The following is a 22,311-nucleotide window of genomic DNA, read 5'->3' as shown; positions in this document are numbered from 1 at the left end:
CCCCACCGTCGGTGGGGGCATTGCTGTGCGACTTCGGGCTTGCTTCCTGATCAGTTCGCGTACGGGTCCGCGATGCCGATGTACTGCGTGGTGGTGTATTCGGCGATGCCTTCGGAGCCGCCTTCGCGTCCCAGCCCGGACTGCTTGACGCCGCCGAAAGGTGCTGCCGCGTTGGAGATGACGCCGGCGTTGAACCCGACCATGCCGAATTCGATCTGCTCGGCCACGCGCAGGAGCCGGTTGAAGTCGCGGCTGTACACGTAGGAGGCCAGGCCGTATTCGCTGGCGTTGGCCAGCCGGATGGCGTCTTCCTCGGTGGTGAAGGTGGTGACGGGGGCCACGGGGCCGAAGATTTCCTGGTTGAGGATTTCCGCGTCGTTGGGGACGTTGGCCAGCACCGTGGGCTGGTAGAAGTAACCGGCTCCCTCAACCGGGGAGCCGCCGGTGAGGGCGGTGGCTCCGGCGTCGACGGCGGCACTCACCAGCGCGTGCACGTCGTCGCGGGCTCCGGCGTTGATCAGCGGACCGACCTGGGTGGACGGTTCGGTGCCGCGGCCGGTGGCCAGCGCCCCCATCGCTGCGGCGAACTTGGCCGTGAATTCAGCTGCGACTGATTCCTGAACCAGGAACCGGTTGGCGGCGGTGCAGGCCTCGCCCATGTTCCGCATCTTCGCCGCCATCGCGCCCTCGACGGCGGCATCCAGGTCGGCGTCCTCGAAAACGATGAACGGGGCATTGCCACCCAGCTCCATCGAGGTACGCAGCACGTTCTGGGCGGCGTCTGCCATCAGCCGCTTGCCCACCGGGGTGGACCCGGTGAAGGAGACCTTGCGCAGCCGCGGATCCACCAGTAACGGCCCCGAGATCCCGGAGGCAGAGGACGAAGACACCACGTTCAGCACACCGGCGGGCAGCCCGGCGTCGAGCATGGTCTGCGCGAACAGCTGCGCCGTGAGCGGGGTGAGCTTCGCGGGCTTGAGGACCATGGTGCAGCCCGCGGCGACGGCGGGGGCCACCTTGCGGGTGGCCATGGCCAGCGGGAAGTTCCACGGCGTGATCAGCAGGCACGGGCCGACGGGCTTGTGCTGGACCAGGATCTTGTTCTTGCCTTCAGGGGTGGTGAGGTAACGGCCGTAATCGCGGACCGTTTCCTCGGAGAACCAGCGCAGGAACTCGGCGCCGTAGGCCACCTCGCCGCGGGCTTCGGCCAGCGGCTTGCCCATTTCCAGGGTCATCAGCAGCGCGAAGTCCTCGGCGCGTTCGGTGACCAGGTCGAAAGCGCGGCGCAAAATCTCGGCCCGCACCCGCGGCGCGGTGCGCGCCCAGGAGGCCTGGACGGCGTCGGCCGCGTCGAGGGCAGCAACAGCATCCTCGCTCGTGGCCGAGGCCAGCGTGGCGAGTACTTCCCCGGTGGCGGGGTCGTGGACGTCGAACGTGCCGCCGTCGGACGCGCCCCGCCACTGGCCGTCAATCAGCAGGCCGGTGGGCACCGACGCCAGGAGCGATGCTTCGCGCTCGGGCGCGATGGCAGGCGGGATGGCAGGGGAGAAGGCAGGCGAAACTGTCATGGAGAAGTCCTTAAGAAGTGTCAGTAGCTGGCGGGGGCGTCGCCGTCGGACGTTTTGATGTACTTGCCCGCGAGGGCTTCGGAGCCGCGCGCCAGCAGGGCGACGTCGGCGCCCACCAGGATGAAACCGGCGCCGTTGGCGAGGTAGTGCCGGGCGGTGTCGGGGTTGAAGGCGTTGACGCCGGCAGGCTTTCCCGCCGCCTTTGCGGCGGAGAGGCAGTGTTCGACGGCGGCGCGCACCTCGGGGTGTTCCTGCTGGCCCAGCAGCCCCATGGAGGCGGCGAGGTCGGAGGGTCCCATGAAGACGGCGTCCACGCCGTCGACCTTCAGAATGTCCTCCACTGCCTCCACGGAGGCCGTGGATTCGATCTGGACGGTGACGCTGATGGTTTCCGCGGCGCGGGCCAGGTAGTCCGGGATCCGGTTCCAGCGGGCGGCGCGGGCCAATGCCGAGCCCACACCGCGGACGCCCCGGGGCGGGTAGCGGGTGGCCGCCACGGCAGCCTCCGCTTCGGCCACGGAATTGACCATGGGGATCAGCAGGTTCTGCACGCCGAGGTCCAGGTACTGCTTGATCACCACCACGTCGTTCACCGGCGGCCGGACCAGGGTGTGGACCGGGTAGCCGTGGATGGCCTGGAGCTGGGCGAGGATGGATTCGAGCCCGTTCGGGCTGTGCTCGGCATCCACGAGCAGCCAGTCCAGGCCGGACCCCGCGCAGATCTCAGCCACCAGCGGACTGCCGGAGCACACCCACATTCCTGCCAGCGGACGGTTGGCCCCGGCAAGGGCGCCCCGGAACGTGTCTTCTACACGAAACGGCATGTCACAGCTCCCAGCGGTCCGTAGTCGGCGTGGACGGTGTCGCCCTTGTAGACCCAGAGGGGCCGGGTGAAGGAGCCTGCGAGGATGATGTCGCCGGCCTTCATGCTGTCGCCGTGGGCGGCGATCTTGTTGGCCAGCCAGTGCACGCCGTTGGCCGGGTGGTCCAGGACGCCGGCGGCCACGCCTGTCTCCTCCACGGTCTGGTTCTTGTAGAGGATGGCGGAAACCCAGCGGAGGTCGACGGCGTCCGGCTTCACAGGGCGGCCGCCCACCACCATCGCCCCCATGGCGGCGTTGTCGGAGATGGTGTCCACGATGGTCCGGCCCTCCATCTCGATCCGGGAATCCAGGATCTCGAGGGCCGGAACCACGTAGTCGGTGGCCTTCAGGACATCGAAGATGGTGCAGCCGGGGCCTTTGAGGGCGTCCTTCAGGACGAACGCCAGCTCCACTTCCACCCGGGGGTGGGTGTACTGGTCCCACTCCACTGCGCAGCCGGTTTCCAGGACCATGTCATCGAAGATGGCGCCGTAGTCCGGTTCGGTGATGCCGGTGGCGGCCTGCATTGCCTTGGATGTGAGGCCGATCTTGCGGCCCACCAAGGTCCGGCCGGCTTCCTCGTTGCGGCGGCGCCACAACTGCTGGACGGTGTAGGAGTCCTCCACTGTCATGTCGGGGTAGCGAGCCGTCAGCCGGGGGACCGGGGTGCGGGTCCGGCCAGCCTCAAGCAGTTCGTCCGCGATGGCCTCAATCGTCTTGGCATCAAGCATGGCTACAGCTGCGCCCCCAGCTTGAAGCCTTCAGCCTCGGCAGTCTCGCCCGGCTTCCGGGTGTAGGAGAAGCCGTCGGCTCCGACGGTGACAGCCATCTCGCTCTTTTCCTCGCGGATGATGACGGGCTGCGGGTTGCCGTCCAGGTCCAGGACCAGGGAGGCCTCGGTGTACCAGGACGGGACCACGGGGTTGCCCCACCAGTCGCGGCGTTGGTTGTCGTGGACGTCCCAGGTGATGGTGGGGTTGTCCGGGTCGCCGGTGTAGTAGTCCTGGGTGTAGATCTCGATGCGGTGGCCGTCCGGGTCCAGGATGTAGAGGTAGAACGCGTTGGACACACCGTGGCGGCCGGGGCCGCGTTCGATCCGGTCGCTGATGCGCAGGGCGCCCATCTTGTCGCAGATCTGGATGATGTTGTGCTTCTCGTGGGTGGCGAAGGCGACGTGGTGCATGCGCGGGCCGTTGCCGCCGGTGAGGGCGGTGTCGTGGACGGTCTGCTTGCGGTGCATCCACGCAGCGTAGGTGACGCCGTCGGAATCCTTGATGTCCTCGGAGACGCGGAAGCCCAGGTCCTCCAGGTACTTGCGGCCGCGGGGAACGTCCGGGGTGACCTGGTTGAAGTGGTCCAGGCGGACCAGTTCGCCGGCGGAGTAGAGGTCGTAGCGCTGGGTGAGGCGCTCCACGTGCTCCACGTCGTAGAAGAACTCGTAGGGGAAGCCGAGCGGGTCCTCGACCCGGACGGAATCGCCGATGCCCTTGGTGAAGCCTTCCTTGCGGCGTTCGGTGCGGCAGCCCAGTTCCTTGTAGTAGGCCTCGGCGGCGTCTACCTCGGCGGGGGACTTCACCCGGTACGCGAAGGCTGCGACGGCGGCGATGGGTCCCTTGCGCAGCACCAGGTTGTGGTGGATGAACTCCTCCAGGGGGCGCAGGTAGATGTTGTTCTCATCTTCCTCGGTGACGTGCAGGCCCAGGACGTCGACGTAGAACTCGCGTGACTTGGCGAGGTCCGTGACCACGATTTCCATGTAGGCGCAGCGGACGATGTCCGGAGCGGGAACGGTGGGGGTGGGGACGAAGTTGGTCATGGTGTGCTCTCTTCTTAGAAGGGGGTTAGTAGGCGCTGTCAGGCGCCGAATTTGGGGGTGTGGACGGTGCCGAGGCTGATGTGCACGGCCTGCTGGTCGGTGTAGAAGTCGATGGAGCGGTAGCCGCCCTCGTGGCCCAGGCCGGAGGCCTTGACGCCGCCGAACGGGGTGCGCAGGTCACGCACGTTGTGGCTGTTCAGCCACACCATGCCGGCCTCCACGTTCTGCGAGAAGTTGTGCGCGCGGGTCAGGTTCTGGGTCCAGATGTAGGCAGCCAGCCCGTACTTGGTGTTGTTCGCCAGGGCGAGGGCTTCGTCGTCGTTCTCGAACGGGGTGATGGCGACGACGGGTCCGAAGATTTCCTCCTGGAAGATCCGGGCGTCGGGGGAGACGTCGGCGAAGACGGTGGGGGCGATGTAGTTGCCCTCGGGGAGGCCTTCCGGGCGTCCGCCGCCGGCCAGCAGCCGGCCTTCGGACTTGCCGATCTCCACGTAGGAGGCCACCTTTTCGTAGTGCTCCGGGTGCACCAGGGCACCCACCTGGGTCTTGGGGTCATGGGGATCGCCGACGACGATGTTCTTCGCGCGGGCGGCGTACTTCTCGCAGAACTCGTCATAGATGGCGCGTTCCACCAGGATGCGGGAGCCGGCGGTGCAGCGCTCACCGTTGAGCGAGAAGACCCCGAACAGGGCGGAGTCGATCGCGGCGTCGAGGTCGGCGTCGGCAAACACCACGCAGGGGGACTTGCCGCCGAGCTCCATGGAGAGGCCTTTGAGGTTGGCGGCGGCGTTGCGGAAGATGGTCTGGCCCGTGGTGGTCTCACCGGTGAAGGAGATCAGCGGGACGTCCGGGTGCTTGACCAGCGCGTCGCCGGCTTCCTCGCCCAGGCCGTTGACCAGGTTGAAGACGCCGTCCGGCAGGCCCGCCTCCTTGAAGATGGTGGCCCAGAGCGACGCGGAGAGCGGGGTGAACTCGGCCGGCTTGAGGACCACGGTATTGCCGGTGGCCAGGGCCGGGGCCAGCTTCCAGGACTCAAGCATGAACGGGGTGTTCCACGGGGTGATGAGCCCGGCGACACCGATCGGCTTGCGGTTCACGTAGTTGATCTGGGAGCCGGGGACCTTCATGGCGTCGTCGAACTGGGCCACGATCAGGTCCGCGAAGAAGCGGAAGTTTTCCGCCGCGCGCAGGGCCTGGCCTTTCGCCTGGGTGATCGGCAGGCCGGTGTCGAAGGTCTCCAGCTCCGCGAGCCGGGCTTCCTGGGCCTCGACCGCGTCGGCGATCTTGTTCAGGATGCGGGCGCGCTCACGCGGCTTCATCTTCGGCCAGGGGCCGTTGACGAATGCTTCGCGGGCGGCCGCGACGGCGAGGTCGATGTCTTCCTTCTGGCCTGCCGCGGCGGTGGCGTAGTTGGTGTTGGACACCGGGTCCAGGACGTCGAAGGTCTTGCCGCCCACGGAATCAACGAACTGGCCGTTGATGTAGTGCTGGATGTGGGTGGGCAGGTCCCGGGGTACGTAATGCGTGGCGGTCTGTTCTGCAGTGAACGTCATTGTTGTTTCCTTACTGCTCGGGTGGTCTGTTGCTCTGCTCTGTGAGCGGGTCAGATGTTTTTGGCCTGGGCGAGGTAGGCGTCCAGTGTGGCGGAGCGGTGGAGCCTGGCGGCTTTTTCGATGGTGTCCGCGTCGGCTCCGGATTCGATCAGTTGCAGGAGCGCCTCGTGCTCATCCACCGATTCGTGGGCCCGGCCCGGAACGAAGCGGAACGTGGAGGACCGGAGGGATGCCAGCCGGTTCCACCCGCGGTGGACCAGGTCCAGGATGTGGGGGTTGGGGCAGTGCTCGAACAGGACGCTGTGGAAGTCCTGGTTGAGCTGGGTAAACCGGACGGGGTTGAAGTGCTGAAGGCATTCCCGCATTTCGGCGTTCACCGCGCGGGCGCGGGCGATGTCCATTGCGCTGACCAGGGGTGCAGACAGCGCGGTGGCGGCACCTTCCACGATGCTCAGCGTCTGCATCGTGTAGAGGTACTCTGTGGGGTCGATGCCGGCGACGGTCGCACCGACATTGCGTTCGAACTTCACCAGGCCCTCGGCCTCGAGCCGCCGGATGGCTTCGCGGACCGGGACCACACTGAAGCCCAGGTCCTTGGCGATGATGCTCAGGACCAGGCGGTAGCCCGGGGTGTAGGTGCCTTCGACGATCCGCGCCTTGACGGCCTGGTAGGCCTGTTCGGACTTGCTGCCGGCAACCAGAACGGTTTCAGTCATCAGAGTTGCCTTTTTCCGATTTCAGATTGCCTGCTTCCCATTCCTCATACCGCGCCTGCCAGCCGGCGTTCATCGGGTAGAGCCCGTCCACGCTGTTGCCTTGCTGGACCATCTCGAAGATGAAGGCTTCTTCCTTTTCCTGCTGGATGCAGTCATCCACCAGTTCCGCGGCGATGGCCGGCGGGATCACCAGGATGCCGTCCGAGTCCGCCACGATGATGTCGCCCGGCTGCACGGTGGCACCGCCGCACGCGATGGTGATGTCCGTGTCCCACGGAATGTGGCGGCGGCCGAGTACGGCGGGGTGCGGGTTCGCAAAGTAAGTGGGCATCTCCAGCCCGGCCACGGCGGTGAAATCGCGGACGCCGCCGTCGGTAATGATGGCTGCGGCACCTCGCACCTGGGCGCGCAGGGCGAGGATGTCGCCGACGGTGCCGGTTCCCTTCTCGCCCCGGGCCTCCATGACCAGGATTTCGCCCTCGTTGACGGAGTCGATGGCGCGCTTCTGGGCGTTGAACCCGCCGCCGTAGGTCTTGAAGAGGTCCTCGCGGTTGGGGACGTAGCGCAGTGTCCGGGCCAGTCCCACGACGCGGCGGTCCGGGCGGGTGGCCTGCAGGCCGTCGATGCTCACGTTGTTCAGCCCGCGCTTGCGCATCTGGGAGGACAGGGTGGCCGTGGCGACGCTTTCCAGCTTGGCCTTCAGTTCCGGGGTCAGCACGCCCTGCGCTTCGGGAAGCCCGGCCGCTTCGCGGGAACCGTACGCCTCCTCCCGCTGCAGGTCATCGGTCTTGGGCAGGGCGCCGAAGCCGGCGAACGGCGTCGTGCCTTCCTCCACCGTGGTGACCAGGCGGCCGGTGGTGAGTTCGACGCCGTCGGCACCCGCCGTCGTCGTGCTGACTTCCACCTCCAGGACGTCGCCCGGCACGGCGACTGAGGCGCCGGCGGGGGTTCCGGTGAGGATGATGTCCCCCTCTTCGAGGGTGAGAAGCTGGGAGAGGTCCGCCACGAGCCGGGCGAACGGGAAGAGCAGGTCCCCGGTGGTGTCGTCCTGCACCAGTTCGCCGTTGTGCCAAGTGCGGATGCGCAGCTTTGCGGGGTCGACGGTGTCTGCCGGAATAAGGCCGGGGCCCACCGGGGTGAAGCCGTCGCCGCCCTTGGAGCGGAGGTTGGAGCCCTTGTCCGCATAGCGCAGGTCGTAGACGCCGAGGTCGTTGCTGGCGGTGACTGCGGCCACGTGGCTCCAGGCGTCCTCAATGCCGACGCGGCGGGCGCTCTTGCCGATGATCAGTGCGATCTCACCTTCGTAGCCGAGCAGTTCACAGCCGGCCGGGCGCTCCACGGGGTTCCCCGTCAGCGCCAGCGAGCTCGAGGGCTTGAGGAAGTAGGAGGGCTGGGCCGGAGTCCGGCCGCGCTGGGCGGCGCGGCTGGGGTAGTTGATATGCACAGCGACCACCTTGCGTGCTGCCGCCAGGGTGTCGTCGTTGACGTGCTCCAAAGCTGTCTCCTCATCAAGTACGAAATCGTATACGATCACTATTGCCCATCAGGAGCGGTCCGTCAACCCCCCGATCCCGGCGGATTTTCAGACGCTGAAAGTGCCGCTTGTCGCCTGCGTCACACCTGTCGTACAGTGGATGCAATAATTCTGATTTCGATTATCGAATTGCGTGTTCTGATATAGAACACGATTCCAGCGATGATCACCCACAACGAAGTGAGGAAAGCCCGTGCAGTTCCACCATCACGGTTACGTATCCGGTGACCCGCGAGTCCAGCCCGCAGCCGGCGTCGGCATCAACCGGCCAACCGAGCTTCCGGACGAAGTCGACGTACTCATCGTGGGCACCGGGCCTGCCGGCATGCTCGCCGCCGCCCAGCTGTCCCAGTTCCCGAATGTCACCACCCGCATCGTCGAGCGCCGCGCCGGAAGGCTTGCCATCGGCCAGGCCGACGGCATCCAGGCCCGGAGCGTCGAGACCTTCCAGGCCTTTGGCTTCGCCGAACGGATCATCGCCGAGGCCTACCGGATCACCGAGATGGCGTTCTGGAAGCCGGACACCGTGGACCCCTCGCGCATCGTCCGGACCGCCCGGGCGGTCGACGACGAAATGGGCATCAGCGAGTTCCCGCACCTCATCGTCAACCAGGCCCGGGTGCTGGATTACTTCGCCGAGTACATGGCGAACGCACCGACGCGGATGGCACCGGACTATGGCTTTGAGTTTCGCAGCCTCGAGGTCACCGGCGAGGGTGAATACCCCGTCACCGTCACCCTTCTGCACACCGCAGGGCCCAACGAAGGCCGGGAACGCATTGTCCGGGCCAAGTACGTCGTGGGCGCGGACGGCGCCCGCAGCAAGGTGCGCGAGTCGATCGGCTGCACGCTCGCAGGCGACCAGGCCAACCACGCGTGGGGCGTCATGGACGCACTCGCCGTCACCGACTTCCCGGACATCCGCACCAAGTGCGCCATCCAGTCCGGCTCCGGCGGCAGCATCCTGCTGATCCCCCGTGAAGGCGGCCACCTCTTCCGCATGTACGTGGATCTCGGCGAGGTGGACCCGAACGACAAAGGCGCGGTGCGCAACACCACCATCGAGGAGATCATCGGCAAGGCCAACGAGATCCTCCACCCCTACACGCTCGATGTGCGCAACGTCGCCTGGCACAGCGTGTACGAGGTGGGCCACCGCCTCACGGACCGGTTCGACGACGTCCTCCCGGAGGACCGCGGCACCCGCACGCCGCGCGTATTCATCACCGGCGACGCCTGCCACACGCACAGCGCCAAGGCCGGCCAGGGCATGAACGTCTCCATGCAGGACGGCTTCAACCTGGCCTGGAAGCTGGGGCACGTGCTCGAGGGCCGCAGCCCGGAAAGCCTGTTGTCCACGTACTCCGCCGAGCGCCAGGTCATCGCGAAGAACCTGATCGACTTCGACAAGGAGTGGTCAACCCTCATGGCGAAGAAGCCCGAGGAATTCGCAGACCCCTCGGAGCTCGAGGACTTCTACGTCCGCACCGCCGAGTTCCCTGCCGGCTTCATGACGCAGTACGCGCCGTCGCTGCTGGTCGGCGCCTCGGACCACCAGGCCCTGGCCACCGGCTACACGGTGGGTAAGCGCTTCAAGTCCGCGCCGGTTGTCCGGGTGGGTGACACCAACCCGCTGCACCTCGGCCACCACGCTACGGCGGACGGCCGGTGGCGGATCTACGTCTTCGCTGACGCTGCGTTGCCGGGCACCGGCTCCGCGACCGACCGGTTCGCCGAGTGGGTTGCCGGCTCCCCGGACTCGCCGCTCGCCGCCACCCCCGAAGGTGCCGACCCCGATGCGTGGTTCGATGTGAAGGTGATCTACCAGCAGGACCACACCGCCATCGACTTCGGCGCCGTTCCCGTGGCGTTCAAGCCCGAGGTGGGGCCGTTCAAGCTGATGGACTACGAGAAGGTCTACGCTGCCGATCCGAAGGCGGACATCTTTGAGCAGCGCGGCCTGGACCGCGGCGGCGTCGTGGTGGTGGTCCGCCCGGACCAATACGTGGCCAACGTCCTGCCGCTGACCGCGACGGCGGAGCTCGCCGAGTTCTTCGCGCCGCTGCTGCCGGGCCGGAAGGCCGAGCCGGTACGGACCGGGGCCGAACGTATCCCGTCCCTCTAACAGGACGGTCAGGCGCTGGCCGCCTGTCCGGACCTGTACTCCGCGGCCGCGTAGACGCCGAGAATCCGCACCTCGGTGGTGAAAAACTCCAGTTCCTCCAGCGCCAGGCTAAGCGGCAGGTCCTCGGGGTGGCCCTCGACGTCGGCCATGAACATGGTGGCGGCGAACTCGTTGCCCACCATGTAGCTCTCGAGCCGGGTCATGTTCACCCCGTTCGTGGCGAAGCCGCCGAGCGCCTTGTACAGCGCGGACGGGACGTTGCGGACACGGAACACAAAGCTGGTGACCGCCGGCCCGGGCAGTTCGTCCCGGGCCGGCAGTTCCTTTTCACGGGCCAGGACCACGAAGCGCGTGGTGTTGGAGGGGTCATCCTCAACGGCGGACGCCAGCACCTCCAGCCCGTAGAGCTGCGCGGCCAGCGGGGGAGCGAGGGAAAGTTTCCGGGGATCATTCCACTCGCTGACTTCGCGGGCGGACCCGGCGGTGTCGCCGGCGATCACGGGGCGGAGGCCGGCGTCGCGGATCAACTTGCGGCACTGGCCCAGGGCGTGGATGTGGCTGTGGACCTCGGTTGCTGCCTCGATGGTGCTGCCCGGGATGCCCAGCAGGTCGAAGTGGATGGGCAGGAAGAACTCGCCGACGATCTGCAGGTGGGACTGGGGCAGGAGGATGTGGATGTCGGCCACCCGGCCCGCGATGGAATTCTCGATCGGGATCATGGCAAGCTCGGCTTCGCCGCTGGAGACCAGTTCGAAGGCGTCCTCGAAGCTGGCGCAGGGAACGCTTTCGAACTCGGGGAACATCTGTTTGCACGCGATATTGGAGTTGGCGCCGGGCTCACCCTGGTACGCAATCTTCTGGGCCATGCTCCGTATGGTTTCACGCCTTGCCCCCGCCCGCCCAACCCGGTCAGGCGAGGGCCAGCCGCATCGACACCTGGTACCGGTCCGAACGGTACGTCGAGATCGAATACTCGATGGGCGTGCCCGGATCGTCCTGCCCGGTGAACGAGCGGCGCCGGAAGAGCAGCACCGGCGCGCCTGGCTCGATCTCAAGGAGTACAGCGGTTTCCTCCGGCGCTGCAGAGGCCTCGACGGTCTGCTCGGCGTGCTGCACCGGATGTCCGGACGCCGCGAGGACCCGGTAGAGGGACCCGGTCAAATCCTCCGACAGCAGGCCCGGCAAGGCCCCGGGCGGCAGCCAGGATTCGTCCACGCTGACAGGCGCCCCGTTGGCCAGGCGCAGCCGCCGCACCTGATAGGCCTCGTCGCCCTCAGCGAGCCCCAGGTGCTCGGCGGCTGCAGCAGGCGGCACAGCGACGGCAGCGTTGATCACCCGGGTGCTCGGTTCGTAGCCGGCCGCCCGCATGTCCTCGTTGAAGGAGGCCAGATGCAGGGTTGAGCGCACCAGTCCATGCGAGACAAAGGTTCCCTTGCCTTTGATCCGGACCAGCGCTCCGTCCTGGACGAGGTCCGAGATGGCCCGGCGCACCGTGATGCGCGAGACCCCGAACTGCTCCTCCAGCTGGCGTTCGCCCAGCAGCGCGTCACCGGGCCGCAGCGTGCTCGCCACCAGCTCCTGCAGCTGCCTGCGCACCCGGACGTGCTTTAGTTCCCCTGCCGTATCCATGCCTCTCCTGCCGTATCCATGCCTCTATTGTCCGGGCAGGTTGAACAGGTGCCCGCCGGCTTCCACCCGTGCACCGGAGGCCGGTGAATCGATGGCGTCCGGTTTGCTGTCCAGGAGCACCACGGGGCTGCACATGCTGAGGTTCATCGAGCGGACGAATGTGACATCAACGCTGATCATGGCGTCGCCGGCCTTCACCTGGTCACCCTTTTGCGCGATGACCGTGAAACCCTCGCCTTTGAGGCCGACCGTATCGATGCCGACATGGACCAGCACGGCGGGACCCGAGGCGTGCTGGACGATGTACGCGTGCGGCATCACCTTGATGACGCGCCCGTCCAAGGGAGCGACGGCGGTCAGCACGCCAGCGTCGTCATCAGGGACGACGGCGGCACCGCCGCCCACCAGCCCTTTGGCGAACACCGGATCCGGTACTTCGCCCAGCGGGATGAGCCGGCCCGGCAGGGGAGAGGCCACGCTGATGGCCACGGCGGGTGCTGCCGTGCCCGCATCAGGCGTGTTCACGTCAGCCGTGCCCACATCGGGCGTGCTCACATCAGGTCCTGGATGTCTTCGGCGAGGCTCTCGGCTTCCGGGCCTACGACCACCTGCACCACCGTGCCGGCCACCATGACGCCGTGGGCGCCTGCCGCCTTGAGCGCTGCTTGATCCACGCGGCCGGCGTCCACCACTTCGGTGCGCAACCGGGTGATGCACCCTTCGATTTCCTCGACGTTATCCGCGCCGCCCAGAGCGGCGAGGATGGTTTCTGCTTTGGACATGTCCACTCCTGTTGATCGTTTCGGTGAAGGCGGGCCGGCTCTGCAGGTTTTTTCGGCCTGAGGTTGACAAGGGAGCCCACCGCGCTTCACAGTGATGATTGTCACTGGTTATAACCAGTCAGCAAAACTCTACTGAATCCCGCATCCCCGCACAAGCACCCCTTTTCGAAACGAGGAACCACATGTCCACGGAAAACCCGTCCGCTTCCGCCGGGGCCGGCCCGTTGGCCGCTCCGGCCGGGGGAAAAACCAAGGGCAGCGGCAAGGTCCTGCAGAACATGCAGCGCTTCGGCCGCAGCCTGATGCTCCCCATCGCCGCCCTTCCCGCCGCCGCGCTCCTTCTGCGCCTGGGCCAGGACGACCTGCTGGGCAGGTTCGAGTCGCTCCACACGGTCGCCCAGGTGATCGGCGCGGCCGGCGGCGCCCTGTTCGAGAACCTTCCGCTGCTTTTCGCCGTCGGCATTTCCTTCGGCTTCGCCAAGAAGGGCGACGGGTCAACCGCGCTGGCCGCCGTCGTCGGCTATTTGGTCCTCACCAACGTTTTCAAAGTCATGGCACCGCTGGTGCTGGGTCCCGCCCCCGAGGGCGGCAAGGATCCCGTCATCAACTACGGGGTGCTGGCCGGCATCGTGATGGGCCTGACCACGGCGTGGCTGTGGCAGAAATTCCACCGGACCACCCTCCCGGACTGGCTCGGATTCTTCGCCGGCCGCCGACTGGTGCCCATCCTGACCTCGTTCGCCGCCATCGTGATCGGCGTGGTCCTGGCCCTCATCTACCCGTTCTTCAACTCGGGCCTCACCGCGGTGGGCAACGCCGTCGCGGACAACACCGTGGTGGGCAGCGGAGTCTACGGCACCCTGAACCGGCTGCTCATCCCGCTGGGCCTGCACCACATCCTGAACTCGATCGTCTGGTTCATCATCGGCGACTACAACGGCGCCCACGGCGACTTGAACCGGTTCTTTGCCGGTGACCCCTCCGCGGGTGTGTTCATGACCGGGTTCTTCCCGATTATGATGTTTGCCCTGCCCGCGGCCGCCCTGGCCATCTGGCACGAAGCCAAGCCTTCGCAGAAGAAGATCGTCGGCGGCGTGATGCTCTCCACCGGCCTCACCGCCTTCCTCACCGGCATCACCGAACCGCTCGAGTTCTCCTTCATGTTCGTCGCATGGCCGCTGTACCTGGTTCATGCCATCCTGACCGGAACGTCGATGATGCTGGTCAACTTCCTGGGCATCCACCACGGGTTCGGCTTCTCCGCCGGGGCCATCGACTACCTGCTCAACTTCGGCATTGCGCAGAATCCGCTCTGGCTGGTGCCTATCGGCCTGGGCTACGCGGCCATCTACTACGTCGTGTTCCGCTTCGTGATCCGTCGCTGGAACCTGCGCACCATGGGCCGTGAAGATGAAACTGACGAGAACGGTTCGATGGCCAAAGCCGATGCGAGCTGATCCCGGCGTGCCGGGACCAGGTCAGTCCGGGAACGGCGGCATCGAACTGGGGCTGCGGGGGCGCCTCATTACCGGCCGGCCCGGCGAAACTGTGATCGACGACGGCACCGTGCTGATCGCCGGGGAGCGCATCCTGTGGTGCGGTCCGACGGCGGAGCTGCCCGCCGGCGTCGACGTCGACACCCAACAGGTGCCGGTCATCCTGCCCGGCCTTGTGGACGTGCACTGCCACGGCGCCGTGGGGCGCACCTTCTCCGCGGATGCGGAGGGAGCGCGCTTGGCCGCCGCCTACCACGCCGCCCAAGGTACGACGTCGGTACTCGCCTCGCTGGTTTCGGCACCTTCCAGCGTGCTGCTGGAGCAGATTGCCGTGCTGCGGGAGCTGGTGCAGGACGGGACGCTGGCGGGCCTGCACCTGGAAGGGCCGTTCATCGCCAAAAGCATGTGCGGCGCGCAGGACCCGGCCGCCATCATCGACGGCGACCCGGAGCTCCTGCGGCAGTGGCTCGAGGCCGGACAGGGCACGCTGCGTTCCCTCACGCTGGCCCCGGAAACTGCGCACTTTGGCGACCTTGTGGCGCTCTGCCGGCGCTACGGGGTGGTCCCGTCGCTCGGCCATACCGATGCGACGGCGGCCCTGACGCGGGAGGCGCTCGGCGGTGCCATCGAGGCGGGTGCGGCCAGTGCCGGTGCCGTCACTGGAACCTGGTCCGCCACGCACCTGTTCAACCGGATGCCTCCTTTGGGCCACCGCCAGCCGGGACCCATCCCGGTCCTGTTGCAGGCGGCCGTAGATGCACCGGACCGCATGGTCCTGGAACTCGTGGCCGACGGGGTGCACCTGGACCCGGAGATCGTCCGCATGGTCTTTGGCTTGGTGGGTCCGGGTTCAATCGCGCTGATTACGGACGCGATGGCGGCGGCCGGAATGTCCGACGGCCACTACACGCTCGGCAGCCTGGACGTCCTGGTCCAGGACCGGGTGGCGCGGCTGGTTCCGGGTGCCGGAGATGCGATTCCCGGGGCAATCGCGGGCGCAACGAGCCTGCTGCTGGACAATGTCCGCCGCTGCGTCGAATGGGGAGTGCCGCTGGCCGATGCAGTTGCCGCGGCTTCTAGCACGCCGGCCCGGCTCATGGGGCTGGACCGGCGGGGTGCGGCGGAGGGTAGCCCGTATCCGGTCGGTTCCATTGCCCGGGGGTACCGCGCGGACGTGCTGGTCACCACCGAAGAACTTGAACTGCTGCAGGCCTACCGGGCCGGCGCATCGCTAACTCAGGAAAGGAAGACGCGTGCAGATCATTCTGTGTGAGTCCGCGGAACACGTAGGGGGCAGGGCGGCCGACATCATCGACGCCCGGGTCCGGCAGGGACCGGCCGTCCTGGGACTGGCCACCGGAGGGTCACCGAAATCCACGTACCAGGAACTTATCCGGCGGCACCGGGAGGAGGACCTGAGCTTCAGCCGGGTGACCGCCTTCACCCTGGACGAATATGCCGGGCTGCCGCCGGAGCATGAACAGAGCTACTACTCCACCATCCGGCGGGAATTCGCCGATCATGTGGACCTGCCGCTGGAGCAGCTCATCACCCCGCAGGGGGATGCGCCTGACCTCATTGGGGAAGCGGACCGCTACGACGGCGCCATCACGGCGGCCGGCGGGGTGGACATCCAGATCCTCGGCATCGGAGCGAACGGGCACATAGGGTTCAACGAGCCGACGTCGTCCCTTGCCTCCCGCACCAGGGTGAAGACGCTGGCGGGAGCCACCCGCGCGGACAACGCGCGGTTCTTTCCCGACGGCGACGTTCCCCGGCTGTGCCTCACTCAGGGGCTGGGGACCATCCGCGAGGCCAAGCTTGCGGTGCTCGTGGCCATGGGGGAGAACAAGGCCGACGCAGTCCAGGCCATGGTGGAGGGCCCGGTCAGAGCGCACTGCCCTGCGTCGGTGCTGCAGATGCACCGCCGGGCCGTCGTCATCCTGGACCCCGCGGCCGCGTCACGCCTGAGCCTGCTGGAGTACTACCGCGACGCCCAGGACTTCAACGACCAGCTGGGCCAGACGCCGACCCGGCCCTGGCTCCAGCAGGCCCAGGCCCGACAAAGCTAGCCCTAGGTGTTTTTGTCCAGATAATGGGCGCTAATCGTCCCCAAAGTCCCTCCATCTGGACAAAAACTCCTAGCCGCGTCAGCCGTTGATGACCTGCGGGACACCGACCGCCTTCAGGCCTTCGACGCCGAATTCCAGGCCGTAGCCGGACTGCTTCGCACCGCCGAAGGGTACGCGGGGATCCACCGCGCCGTGCTTGTTGATCCAGACGGTTCCGGCCTGGATTCGGGCTGCGACCTTGCGGGCTGCCGGGAGGTCGGAGGACCAGACGGAGGCGCCGAGTCCGACGTCGAGCCCGTTGGCGTACTCGACCGCCTCGTCCACGGTGCTGTAGCGGATGATCGGCAGGGCCGGGCCGAACTGTTCCTCCGCCACGAGGGGGTTGTCGTTGTCGATGTCGGCGACCAGGGTGGCGGGGTAGAAGTGGCCGGGCTGGTCGGTGTCCGGGTTGCCGCCGAGCAGGATGCGGGCGCCGGACTCCCTGGCGGACTCGACCAGTCGGGCCACGATGTCGTACTGCGACCGGTTCTGCAACGGGCCGAGGACATTGTTCTCGTCCAGGCCGACGCCCATCGGCATCGCGGCGGCCACGGCAGTGAGTTCCTCGCAGACGGAGTCGTAGATGTCGTCGTGGACGTAGAGGCGTTTGAGGGCGGCACAGGTCTGGCCGGTGTTGATGAAGGCGCCCCAGAAGAGGTCCTGGGCGATGGCTTTGGGGTCGGCGTCGGGCAGGACGATGCCGGCGTCGTTGCCGCCCAGCTCCAGGGTGAGCCGCTTGACGGTGGCCGCCGAGGACTTGATGATCGAACGGCCCGCGTCGGTGGAGCCGGTGAACATGACCTTGCCGATGGCCGGGTGTTCGGCCAGCCGGGCTCCCACGGCACGGTCGCCGGAGACCACGGACAGCAGCCCTTCGGGGAGTTCCTCGTTCAGGACCTTGGCCAGCGCGAGCACGGACAGCGGCGTCATCTTGGAGGGCTTCACCACGACGGCGTTGCCCATCCGAAGGGCGGGGGCGATCTGCCAGATGGTGATCATCATGGGCCAGTTCCACGGGCCGATCGCACCCACGACGCCGATGGGCCGGTAGTGCAGTTCGGCGTAGGTTTCGCCGTCGTCCACCACGGTTTCCGGTTCCAGCGGCGTGGTAGCGGCGGCCCGGATCCACGCGACACAGGCGCCGACTTCAAAGCGGGCGTTCGGGCCGTTGAGCGGCTTGCCCTGCTCGCGGGAGAGCAGCCGGGCGAGCTCTTCGGCAGAGCGTTCGACGGCGTCGGCTGCCTTGAGCAGCACGGCGGACCGGGCCTCGTGGCCCAGGGCAGCCCAGGCTGGCTGGGCTGCGACGGCAGCGGCCACCGTGGCTTCGAGGTCCTCAACGGTGTGGACCGGGGCTTCGCCCACAGGGGTGCCGGTGGCGGGGTCAATGATGGTCCGGGTCTCGCCGGCGTCCGGGGTGATCGAGGCCAGGAGGGCGTCGTAAGTTTCCAAGGAGTACTCCACTTCGAGTTGGCGATGCGCACGGCCAGCGCGGCCTGAGCTATTCCTCGAGTCTGCCCGGCCGTCCTTTGAAGTGTCTTGTCTTTCCGCGAACGCCCCTTGACGCCAGGCGAACAGATGCGGGAACGGCGCCTACTCCGGCTGTTCAACCAGGGCTGTGCCGCTGCGTCCCTGCCCGTTGCCTAACTCTGCGTGCCTGCCCCGATCCGGAAGAGCAGGACGGCGTGGACTTCCTCAAGCGAAGCCGCAATGAGGGCACGGTCCACGCCTGCCAGGTACTGAAGGACCAGACCGTCCAAGGAAGCAAAGAGCGTCCGCGCAACCACCTCTACATTCCGGTTCAGCCCGGAGGCGGCGAGGCCTTCGGCCAGGGCACTGACGTAGTTCTCATAGAGGGCAGAGACCGCTCCCGCGAGTTCCGGGCGCCGCCGCGCCTCAAGGATCATCTCGTATTGGAAGACCTGCAGCTCAGGTTCGGCGAGCAGCAGATCCAGGAGCGACTCCGTGAAGGAATGGCCCAGGGCCGCGGCCTCACGGAGCTTGGATGCACTGATGGACTGTTCGGCAGCCCAGTCCAGGGCCGCGGCAATCAAGGCGTCCCGCGAGCCGAAGTGGTGGGCCACGAGCGTGTTGTTGACGCCGGCGGCTTCCGCCACCGAGCGGTACGTGAGGCCACGGAGGCCTTTGGCCGCCACCACCTCAACGGCGGCGCGAAGCAGCGCCTCCTTGCCGGTCCCGTATTTCGACGGCGGGACAGGAACGGGTGTCTTCATGAACCGAGTCTAGCCAGTGGCCCAGAAAGCTCAGGAGCTCTTGACTTAAAACTAAGCACTTGCTTAGATCTATCCAAGCGTGATGCGTCTCACTTTGCAGCCGCTCCGCCTCTCCGCCTCTCCGCCTCATTCAGAGGCTCATCCGGGAACCCGGCACGTCCCCTCACAACATCGTCAGCCTCAACATCTGGAGCCAAAATGTCAGAAACCATTGCCTTCACCACCTCATCCGCCCTCGATCCGTCCAAGAACGAACCCTTCGAACTTGGCCAGGTGCAGTGGGTCCGCCGCTTCGGAGAGGGCAACCGCCCGGCCCTCGCCTGCGGCTACTGGCATGTAACGCCGGCAGAGGCACCCGAGCCGTTTGAGCTGGTGATCCACGCTGACGAAACCATCTCCATCGTCGAAGGGCACCTGCGCATCGAAGTGGAGGACGGCGATACTTTCGATCTCAACCCAGGCGGCGCCGCTTCCTTCAATAAGGGCGCCCGCACCAGGTGGGCCGTCCTCGCGCCCACCGTCGAATTCTTTGTGTACTCCTAAGGGCCCGCAATGGATCACACGATGGAACACGACACGATGGAACACGAACTGTATGACGTCGTCGTGGTGGGTGCCGGCTTCGCCGGACTCACCGCAGCCCGCGAACTCAGCAGGCAGGGCCTGGCGGTCCATATCGTGGAGGCGCGGGACCGGATCGGCGGGCGGACGTGGTTGGATCACCGGCTTGGCCGGGACCTCGAAATCGGCGGCACCTGGGTGCACTGGACCCAGCCGTATGTCTGGGCGGAGCTGAAGCGCTACGGACTGGACACTACGCCCAGCCCTGAGCCGGAACGCGCGTTCTGGTGGGCGGAAGGCAGCCGGCACGAGGGCGGGCCCGATGAGTTGCTCGGGCTCATAGGCCAGTCCAATGAGGAGTTCGTCCGGGACTCCCGGAAGTACTTTCCGGAGCCCTTCAGACCGCTGGCCCGCGACGGGTTTAAGGCGATCGACCACGTTTCCGTCCAGGACCGGATCCGTGAACAGTTTCCGGCTGGCGGGCAGCGGGACGTCCTCGAGTCCTTCTGGGCTTTGAACTTCAACGGTCCGCTGGAAAACGCGGCCCTGACCCAGGCCCTCCGCTGGGTTGCCCTGACCAACGGAGACTGGGCCGTGAACTTCGAAGCCTGCGCCACCTACAAAATCGTGGGAGGCACTGCCGCCCTGGCCGCAGCAATCCTTGCGGACTCGAAGGCGAGCATCGATTACGGCTTCACCGTGGATACCATGGCGGATGACTCCGTCATGGCGGACAATTCAGTGAACATCAAAAGCACCGACGGCCGGACGGTCCGCGCCCGAACAGCGATCGTCACGGTTCCGCTCCATGCCATGGAAACCGTGAGCTTCGAACCACCCCTGCCGGGGGCCAAGACCGAAGGCTGCGCCCTCGGCCAGGTCGCCAAGGGAGCCAAGGTCTGGTTCAAGATCCGCGGCGAACACGCCCCGTTCGTGGCGCTGGGCGGCGCCGACTGGCCCCTCAATTTCTTCCAGGTTGAGTACGCGCTCGACGGCGACACGATCGCCGTCGGGTTCGGTCCGGATGCGTCAAAGATTGACGTTGAGGACCCGGCGGCCGTCCAGGCGCAGCTCACCCGGCTGGTGCCCGGCGTCGAAGTGGTGGACGTGGCCAGCCACAACTGGGTGGCGGATCCGCTGTCCGGTGAAACCTGGCCCATGCACCGCACCGGCTTCCTGTCCGCCTACCTTTCCGCTTTGCAGGCGGCCCATGGCCGGATCCTTTTTGCCGGTTCCGACATCGCCAACGGGTGGGGCGGCTTTATTGACGGGGCAATTGAAAGCGGCATGGAGGCCGCGTGTGCCGCCGCTTCCCTGCTGGCAAAAGAGCCATCCCGTGCGTGACTGCGCTCACGCACAACAACTGAGCGCTATCCGACAAGGCGCATCCGTGGCTGGCTGCCATGCTGGATTTAACGGTGCGATCATCCACTGGCAGGCACCCTCCCCAGCACTTTCCAGAACTCATGACCGTTAAGAAGGATCCAATGAGTATTTCGAATCCCGAATCCCGGACCGCGGAACCCGGTTCCCGCCAGGAACACTCCACTGCCCTGCGCGCAGGCAGCATCGGAGTCCTGGGCATCCTGTTTTTTGTCCTGTCGGCCCAGGCCCCGCTGACCGGAATCGTCGGAGCAGCACCCCTGGCTGCCGCGCTTGGCAACGGTGCCGGCGCCCCGGGGGCCTACCTCGTCGTCGGCATCGTCATTGTCATCTTCGCTGTCGGCTTTGTGGCCATGAGCCGGAAGGTCCAGACCAACGGCGCCTTTTACGCCTATGTCACCGCGGCGTTCGGCCGCAAAGTCGGCGCCGGTGCGGCGTGGCTTGCCCTGCTGGCCTACAGCACTGTGCAGGCTGCCATGTACGGACTGTACGGTGCCGCCTTCTCCGGCCTGCTGGCCTCCGCAGGCGTAACCGTTCCGTGGTGGCTGCTCGCCGTCGTCACGATGGCCGGCGTCCAGGTCCTGGGATCGATGAACATTGAGCTGGGCGCCCGCGTCCTTGCCGTGCTGGTCGGCCTGGAAGTGGCCATCCTGCTGATGTTCGGGTTCTCCGTCCTGTTCAAGGGCGGCGGCCCCGAAGGCCTGAACATAGCCGCCTCGTTCGCGCCGGAAGCGATCGCCAGCGGAGCTCCCGGCGTCGCCATCATGTTCGCCGTGGCCTCCATGTTCGGCTTCGAATCGACCGCCATCTACTCCGCGGAAGCCAAGGACCCGCACCGGACCGTTGCGCGGGCCACTTATCTCTCCGTGGGCATCATCGCCGTCTTCTTCTCCTTCATCACCTGGATGCTGGTCAGCTTCTACGGCCCCTCGCATGTGGTCGAGGCAGCGGGCGCGGCACTCGAGTCCGGCGACGCAACGTCATTCGTGATCGGCCCCATCGTTGAGATGTTCGGCCCCTGGGCCGGCGTCACTGCCGGTGTGTTGCTGGTGACGTCCCTGTTGGCCGGCATCATCGCGTTCCACAACGGCATCAACCGCTACCTCCACTCGCTGGCACTGCGCGGCTCCATGCCCGCCGTCGTGGCCCGGACCAACAGGCACCGCGCCCCGGCCACGGCGGCGTGGATCCAGACCGCGGTCGCGGCCCTGCTTGTGGCGCCCTTTGCCGTACTGGGACTGGACCCGGTGCTGACCCTGTTTTCCTGGTTCAGCGGCCTGGCCGTCGCGGCGCTGCTGGTGCTGTACATGCTGTGTTCCCTCGCCGTCGTCGCCTATTTCCGCCGGGAACGCGTGACAGGGCAGCACTGGCAGACATTCATCGCACCGGTGTTCGCCGCCGCGCTGCTGGCGTGGGTGCTCTACCTGGTGGTCAGCAACTTCACCTCCCTCATCGGCGGAAGCGCCGAAACGGCCGCAGGACTGCTGGCAGCCGTCCCGGTGATCTTCCTGGCCGGAGTGCTGGTGGAGATCAAAGTGGAAACGCGCGTGCGGACCCTAGGAGCCTGCTGAATTAATCGCGAGCGTCAAGGCGCGTCGGCTGGACTGGCGCGGCTGGTGGTTAAGACTGGTCTTATGCAGGGACGCGAGGACGCGCAGCGCGGGTATTTGGATGTGGAGGCACTGGCCGGGGAGTTGTTGGCTCCGGGCAGTGTGTTCGCTTTTCTGGCCGGGCATCGGGGCCGGTTGTTTCCCGATTCAATGATGGAGGACCTCTTCCCGTCACGGCGGGGCCGCCCTTCAGTTCCGGCACCCGTGATCGGATCGGTGCTGGTGCTGCAGGCGTTGCAGGGTCTTTCTGACCGCGAAGCGGCGGAGGCTTTGACGTACGACCTGCGCTGGAAGGCCGCGTGCGGGTACGGGCTCACCGATACGGCGTTTCAC

Annotated in this window: 21 protein-coding genes; 8 read left to right on the top strand and 13 right to left on the bottom strand. The window is 66.7% G+C overall.

Annotated features, from left to right (window positions below; translation table 11 throughout):
• Positions 1-50: 50 nt before the first annotated feature.
• From J7I92_RS20155 to J7I92_RS20125, 7 genes are read right to left on the bottom strand one after another with little or no spacing between them, the layout of a single operon-like run.
• Entirely contained in the window at positions 51-1,568 is a 1,518-nt protein-coding gene (locus J7I92_RS20155) for an NAD-dependent succinate-semialdehyde dehydrogenase (RefSeq protein ID WP_214843406.1), read from the bottom strand.
• Between the two features lie 20 nt (positions 1,569-1,588).
• Positions 1,589-2,392 carry an aldolase/citrate lyase family protein gene (locus J7I92_RS20150; RefSeq protein ID WP_214843405.1) on the bottom strand — a complete coding sequence of 268 codons (804 nt, stop codon included), beginning with the start codon at positions 2,390-2,392 and terminating at the stop codon, positions 1,589-1,591.
• Positions 2,377-3,162: a 2-oxo-hept-4-ene-1,7-dioate hydratase gene (gene hpaH / locus J7I92_RS20145; RefSeq protein WP_214843404.1), complete on the bottom strand. Its 786-nt coding sequence runs from the start codon at positions 3,160-3,162 to the stop codon at positions 2,377-2,379. The genes J7I92_RS20150 and hpaH overlap by 16 nt, the downstream gene beginning before the upstream one ends.
• A 2-nt stretch (positions 3,163-3,164) precedes the next feature.
• Positions 3,165-4,247, bottom strand: coding sequence for a 3,4-dihydroxyphenylacetate 2,3-dioxygenase (gene hpaD, locus J7I92_RS20140; protein ID WP_214843402.1), 1,083 nt, complete (start codon positions 4,245-4,247; stop codon positions 3,165-3,167).
• Positions 4,248-4,285: 38 nt separating this feature from the next.
• Positions 4,286-5,800 carry a 5-carboxymethyl-2-hydroxymuconate semialdehyde dehydrogenase gene (gene hpaE, locus J7I92_RS20135; protein WP_214843400.1) on the bottom strand — a complete coding sequence of 505 codons (1,515 nt, stop codon included), beginning with the start codon at positions 5,798-5,800 and terminating at the stop codon, positions 4,286-4,288.
• A 50-nt stretch (positions 5,801-5,850) separates the two neighbouring features.
• Positions 5,851-6,516: a GntR family transcriptional regulator gene (locus J7I92_RS20130; protein ID WP_214843398.1), complete on the bottom strand. Its 666-nt coding sequence runs from the start codon at positions 6,514-6,516 to the stop codon at positions 5,851-5,853.
• Positions 6,509-8,011, bottom strand: coding sequence for a fumarylacetoacetate hydrolase family protein (locus tag J7I92_RS20125; protein WP_214843396.1), 1,503 nt, complete (start codon positions 8,009-8,011; stop codon positions 6,509-6,511). The genes J7I92_RS20130 and J7I92_RS20125 overlap by 8 nt, the downstream gene beginning before the upstream one ends.
• 232 nt (positions 8,012-8,243) lie before the next feature.
• Between J7I92_RS20125 and J7I92_RS20120 the strand changes: the two genes are divergently transcribed.
• Positions 8,244-10,175: an FAD-binding monooxygenase gene (locus tag J7I92_RS20120; RefSeq protein WP_214843394.1), complete on the top strand. Its 1,932-nt coding sequence runs from the start codon at positions 8,244-8,246 to the stop codon at positions 10,173-10,175.
• Between the two features lie 8 nt (positions 10,176-10,183).
• Here J7I92_RS20120 and J7I92_RS20115 read toward each other — a convergent pair whose 3' ends face one another.
• Genes J7I92_RS20115 through J7I92_RS20100 form a run of 4 tightly spaced genes read right to left on the bottom strand, consistent with a single transcriptional unit; the run spans position 10,184 to position 12,586 of the window.
• Complete coding sequence (locus J7I92_RS20115) at positions 10,184-11,041, bottom strand: prephenate dehydratase (RefSeq protein ID WP_214843392.1); 858 nt, start codon at positions 11,039-11,041, stop codon at positions 10,184-10,186.
• Between the two features lie 43 nt (positions 11,042-11,084).
• On the bottom strand, positions 11,085-11,804 hold the full coding sequence (locus J7I92_RS20110) for a GntR family transcriptional regulator (protein WP_214843389.1): 720 nt from the start codon (positions 11,802-11,804) through the stop codon (positions 11,085-11,087).
• Between the two features lie 24 nt (positions 11,805-11,828).
• Positions 11,829-12,359, bottom strand: coding sequence for a PTS glucose transporter subunit IIA (locus J7I92_RS20105; protein WP_311380448.1), 531 nt, complete (start codon positions 12,357-12,359; stop codon positions 11,829-11,831).
• Complete coding sequence (locus J7I92_RS20100) at positions 12,356-12,586, bottom strand: glucose PTS transporter subunit EIIB (RefSeq protein WP_214843387.1); 231 nt, start codon at positions 12,584-12,586, stop codon at positions 12,356-12,358. Before J7I92_RS20100 ends, J7I92_RS20105 begins: the two co-directional genes overlap by 4 nt.
• Before the next feature lie 182 nt (positions 12,587-12,768).
• Here J7I92_RS20100 and J7I92_RS20095 point away from each other — a divergent pair, with 182 nt between their 5' ends.
• The 3 genes from J7I92_RS20095 to nagB are packed head-to-tail and all read left to right on the top strand — an operon-like array spanning position 12,769 to position 16,154.
• Positions 12,769-14,043 (top strand): PTS transporter subunit EIIC, encoded by a 1,275-nt coding sequence (locus J7I92_RS20095; RefSeq protein WP_214843385.1) that lies wholly within the window; start codon positions 12,769-12,771, stop codon positions 14,041-14,043.
• Positions 14,033-15,355 (top strand): N-acetylglucosamine-6-phosphate deacetylase, encoded by a 1,323-nt coding sequence (locus J7I92_RS20090; RefSeq protein WP_214843383.1) that lies wholly within the window; start codon positions 14,033-14,035, stop codon positions 15,353-15,355. The genes J7I92_RS20095 and J7I92_RS20090 overlap by 11 nt, the downstream gene beginning before the upstream one ends.
• Positions 15,336-16,154, top strand: coding sequence for a glucosamine-6-phosphate deaminase (nagB, locus tag J7I92_RS20085; RefSeq protein WP_214843382.1), 819 nt, complete (start codon positions 15,336-15,338; stop codon positions 16,152-16,154). Before J7I92_RS20090 ends, nagB begins: the two co-directional genes overlap by 20 nt.
• A gap of 78 nt (positions 16,155-16,232) precedes the next feature.
• Here nagB and J7I92_RS20080 read toward each other — a convergent pair whose 3' ends face one another.
• Together J7I92_RS20080 and J7I92_RS20075 are read right to left on the bottom strand one after the other, a co-directional pair.
• Positions 16,233-17,642 carry an aldehyde dehydrogenase family protein gene (locus tag J7I92_RS20080; RefSeq protein ID WP_214843381.1) on the bottom strand — a complete coding sequence of 470 codons (1,410 nt, stop codon included), beginning with the start codon at positions 17,640-17,642 and terminating at the stop codon, positions 16,233-16,235.
• Positions 17,643-17,833: 191 nt separating this feature from the next.
• Complete coding sequence (locus J7I92_RS20075; protein WP_214843380.1) at positions 17,834-18,424, bottom strand: TetR/AcrR family transcriptional regulator; 591 nt, start codon at positions 18,422-18,424, stop codon at positions 17,834-17,836.
• A gap of 198 nt (positions 18,425-18,622) precedes the next feature.
• On the opposite strand from J7I92_RS20075, the gene J7I92_RS20070 reads away from it, so the two are divergent.
• The 4 genes from J7I92_RS20070 to J7I92_RS20055 form a co-directional block, all read left to right on the top strand.
• Positions 18,623-18,967 (top strand): cupin domain-containing protein, encoded by a 345-nt coding sequence (locus J7I92_RS20070; protein WP_214843379.1) that lies wholly within the window; start codon positions 18,623-18,625, stop codon positions 18,965-18,967.
• Positions 18,968-18,988: 21 nt separating this feature from the next.
• On the top strand, positions 18,989-20,329 hold the full coding sequence (locus J7I92_RS20065) for an NAD(P)/FAD-dependent oxidoreductase (protein WP_214843378.1): 1,341 nt from the start codon (positions 18,989-18,991) through the stop codon (positions 20,327-20,329).
• Between the two features lie 143 nt (positions 20,330-20,472).
• Positions 20,473-21,939: an APC family permease gene (locus J7I92_RS20060; RefSeq protein WP_214843376.1), complete on the top strand. Its 1,467-nt coding sequence runs from the start codon at positions 20,473-20,475 to the stop codon at positions 21,937-21,939.
• A gap of 63 nt (positions 21,940-22,002) precedes the next feature.
• Positions 22,003-22,311: transposase (locus tag J7I92_RS20055; RefSeq protein ID WP_214840820.1), on the top strand; the 309-nt coding region annotated here is incomplete at its 3' end.

The organism is Arthrobacter sp. ISL-72 (assembly GCF_018613755.1).
In the GTDB taxonomy this organism is placed as follows: domain Bacteria; phylum Actinomycetota; class Actinomycetes; order Actinomycetales; family Micrococcaceae; genus Arthrobacter.
This window is presented reverse-complemented; position numbering and strand designations above follow the sequence as displayed.